At 64.5% G+C, this 3,739-nt stretch carries 4 protein-coding genes; all 4 read right to left on the reverse strand.

The window, feature by feature from the left end; translation table 11 throughout:
* Positions 1–52: 52 nt before the first annotated feature.
* The 4 genes from ACZ5NH_RS45305 to gmd all read right to left on the reverse strand — a co-directional run bounded on the left by ACZ5NH_RS45305 (position 53) and on the right by gmd (position 3,629).
* A complete protein-coding gene (locus ACZ5NH_RS45305; RefSeq protein WP_468784314.1) occupies positions 53–319 on the reverse strand; it encodes a hypothetical protein in 267 nt (88 codons plus the stop codon).
* A gap of 84 nt (positions 320–403) precedes the next feature.
* Positions 404–1,342 (reverse strand): GDP-L-fucose synthase family protein, encoded by a 939-nt coding sequence (locus ACZ5NH_RS45310; RefSeq protein ID WP_468784316.1) that lies wholly within the window; start codon positions 1,340–1,342, stop codon positions 404–406.
* A 34-nt stretch (positions 1,343–1,376) separates the two neighbouring features.
* Positions 1,377–2,540, reverse strand: a complete 1,164-nt coding sequence (locus ACZ5NH_RS45315; RefSeq protein WP_468784318.1) for a DegT/DnrJ/EryC1/StrS family aminotransferase — start codon at positions 2,538–2,540, stop codon at positions 1,377–1,379.
* Positions 2,541–2,588: 48 nt separating this feature from the next.
* Entirely contained in the window at positions 2,589–3,629 is a 1,041-nt protein-coding gene (gmd, locus tag ACZ5NH_RS45320) for a GDP-mannose 4,6-dehydratase (RefSeq protein WP_468784319.1), read from the reverse strand.
* Between the last annotated feature and the right edge of the window lie 110 nt (positions 3,630–3,739).

The raw sequence follows: 3,739 nt of genomic DNA on the forward strand, positions 1-3,739 counted from the left end.
ACGCTCCTCATCCTGCGGTTCACGGGTGCCGGCGGCTGGTGGTCCGGGTTCGTCACGTGGCAGGGCTCCTGGCCGTTTCGCTGGTGATCTCACTCACCGGCGTCTCGACACAGGAGCCCTGTTGGCCCCGTATCGAGCCATGCTCGATACGGGTGCGGTCGTTCCCGATCTCGGCCAGGACAAGAGCGAGCATCTGCTTGCCGAGTGCGTCCTCGACGAGCAGTGGCTGGTGAGCCCGGTCGGCGCGTTTGAGTGCGGCCCGGAGCTGGGCGCGGGTCACTTGCGCGGCCTTGGTGGGGTCGAAAGCCCGCTGCAGCACCAACCGAATCGGTCGTGCGGCCGCCGCCGTTCACGCCGTCGAGATCGCCTGGCGCTCAGGATGAAAGGAGTTCAGCGGCATCCGTCATGAAGAGGGGACCAGATGGGTCAGGTACCAGTCGTACGTCCGCCTGAGTCCTTCGTCGAGCCCGATGCGGTGGCGCCAGCCGAGCTCGTGCAACCTGGTGACATCCAGTAGCTTTCTCGGCATCCCATCCGGCTTTGTGTGGTCGAACACGAATTGTCCTTCGTAGCCGACCACTTTGCCGATGTGCTCGGCCAACTCCAGGATCGAGACGTCCTCACCCGTTCCGACGTTCAGGAACTGCTTCTTCGTGTAGTTGAACAGCAGCCACACCACGGCATCGGCCAAGTCGTCCACATACAGGAACTCGCGCCGGCTCGATCCGGTACCCCAGATCGTGACCTCGGAACAGCCCGTCGCCTTTGCCTGATGGACCCTGCTCAGAAGAGACGGGATCACATGAGAGGTCTCGGGATCGAAGTTGTCGTTCTCGCCGTAGATGTTTGTCGGCATACAGGAAATGAAGTTCATCCCGAACTCCGCGTGGATGTACTCGCACAGCTTCATCCCTGCGATCTTCGCGTAGGCGTAGGCCTCGTTGGTGGGTTCCGGCCTGCCCGTCATGAGGTACTCCTCCCTCATGGGCTGCGGACAGGCACGGGGGTAGATACAGGAGCTGCCGAGGAACAGAAACGTCTCGACCCCCGCGTCCTTGGCCGACCAGATCAGGTTGTTCTGGATCTGGAGGTTCTCGTACAGGAAGTCCGCGGGATGGCTCATGTTCGCCTTGATGCCGCCCACCCGCGCGGCACTGTCGACGACGTACTGGGGCCGCTCGGTCATGACGAAGTCCCGCACGGAACGTTGGTCGGTGAGATCGAGTTCGGCCCGCGTGGCCAGAACCAGGTTCTCGTAGCCTTCGGAGCGCAGTCGCCGCACGATCGCCTGGCCCACCATCCCGGTGTGCCCGGCTACATAGATCTTCGCTTGCCGGTTCATCCCGCTTGCCCCTTACTCCGTACTTTTTCTCTCGTCAGCCGGCGAGCAAGCCACACAGGGTCGTCAGCTCTTCCTCGTTCATCTCGGGGTTGTTGCCGAAGTAGAAGCCGTTGGTGTGGACGAGTCGCGCGTTCGGCCGCTCGGCCGTGTCCTGGACGTACTTGCGATAGAAGGGCTGTTGCGTGATGTCACCCGCGATGACAGGGCGGATCTCCACCCCGGCCGCCTCGAACTCGGAGCGGTACTTCCGGGCCAGCTCGGAGGTCCTGCAGACGACCGGCATGGCGAAGTTCGACACGGTGTCCATATGGCTCAGGTCGTAGTGGAGTACATCCGCATTGCCGGCCATGGCCCGCTGGAAGCGCTCGAAGTTGGCCACCCGCGCGCCGACGATCTCATCCCAGTACCGGATCTGCTGGTTCCCGATGAAGCCGTTGATCTCTGTGGGCCGGAAGTTCGACGCCAGGTCGTAGAAGGTGTACTTGGCCTGGAAGTCGTCCACGCGGGCCTCGGCACGCAGCCTCTCCCGCGTGGCCGGGGGCAGGTTACGGTCCCAGCCGTGGGCACGGGAGATGACCAGCTGTTCGTACAGCTCCTCGTCGTCGGTGCACACCATGCCGCCCTCGATGGTCGACAGGTGGTGACCGACGAAGAACGAGAACGTCGAGGCGACACCGAAGTTGCCGAGCAAGGTGTGGTTCGTTCTCGACCCCAGAGCCTCGCAGTTGTCCTCGATCAGGAGGACACCGCGGTCGTCACACATGTGCCGCAGCGCCGGAAGATCGTCGCAGAACCCCAGGACGTTGGTCAGGAACAGCGCCTGGCAGCCGGCGATGTGTGCGTCAAAGGCCTCGGGCGAGACGTTCAGCGTGTCCAGCTCGCAGTCGATCGCGACCGGCTCCAGACCCAGCTGGATCAGGGGCATGACGTTGGTCGGCCAGGTCAGTGCGCAGAAGCCGACACGCCCGCCACGTCGAAGCCTGCCCTGGTTCAGCAGGGCCTGGATCAGGAGCAGATTGGCCACGCTTCCGTTGGCGACGAAGACCGCGTACGTCCGCTCCTGCTTCTCGGCGAAAGCCGTCTCGAACGCCCGGCACTGCTCGCTCATGCTGAGGACGTCCTGGCTCAGGACGAACTCGGCCAGGGCACGCTTGGTCTCGGCTTCACGATGGAAGCTGGACTTGATCAGTTTGATCACGTGGACAACCTCTGTGGGACGGGTGGCATGTCCAGCCACCGGAACGGGTCAGAGCCGGGCGAGCGGGTGAGCGGGCAGAGGGACGGCCGGCACCGGGCCTTCTCCCTTCCCAGGGAGTGCCTCGAGTTCCGCATCGACCATCAGGCCCGCCAGTTCGGGCGTGCGCACAGTCGGCCGCCAGCCGAGGATCCGTGCCGCCTTCGAGGCGTCACCGACCAGGTCGTCGACCTCGGCGGGGCGCAGGTATCTCTCGTCGAAGCGCACGTGGTCGCGCCAGTCGAGGCCCACATGGGCGAAGCAGTGCTCGACGAAATCCTGAACGCTGTAGCTGGTGCCCGTGGCGACGACGTAGTCGTCCGGGGCGTCCTGCTGCAGCATCAGCCACATGGCCTCGACGTACTCCGCCGCGTAGCCCCAGTCGCGGCGCGCCTCAAGGTTGCCGAGGTACAGCGCGTCCTGGAGGCCCGCCTTGATCCGAGCCGCCGCCATGGCCACCTTGCGAGTGACGAACGTGGGACCCCGGCGCGGTGACTCGTGGTTGAAGAGGATGCCATTGGCCGCGTAGAGCCCGTACGCCTCACGGTAGTTGCGGGTGATCCAGTACGCGTAGACCTTGGCCACTCCGTACGGGGAGCGAGGGTGGAAAGGCGTCGTCTCGTGCTGCGGCGGGGGCGACGCACCGAACATCTCGGAGCTCGACGCCTGGTAGAAGCGGCAGGGCAGGCCCGTGGTCCGGATGGCCTCGAGCAGCCGTGTGGTGCCCAGTGCCGTGGTGTCCCCGGTGAACAAGGGCTCGTCGAAGGAAACGCGCACATGCGACTGGGCGGCGAGGTTGTACACCTCGTCCGGACGTACGCGTTCGAGGAGACCGGCGACCCTGCTGGCATCCGTCAGATCGCCGTAGTGCAGGAACAGCCGGGTTTCGGGATCGTGCGGGTCCTGGTAAAGGTGATCGATACGGCTGGTGGTGAACGTGGAAGCACGCCGGATGATGCCGTGGACGGTGTAGCCCTTGTCCAGGAGCAACTCGGCGAGGTAGGAGCCGTCCTGGCCGGTGATTCCGGTGATGAGCGCCGTTCTGGCTGTCACACGCACTCCTTGTGCTGAAGCTGACGAATGGACGGACGGCCGTTTTTCCTGTTGCTGTGCGGCCGGTTCCTTCCTCCCCGGCGACAGCGTAGGAAATAGTCCCCGAATCA

This window comes from Streptomyces sp. NPDC031426, assembly GCF_055581585.1.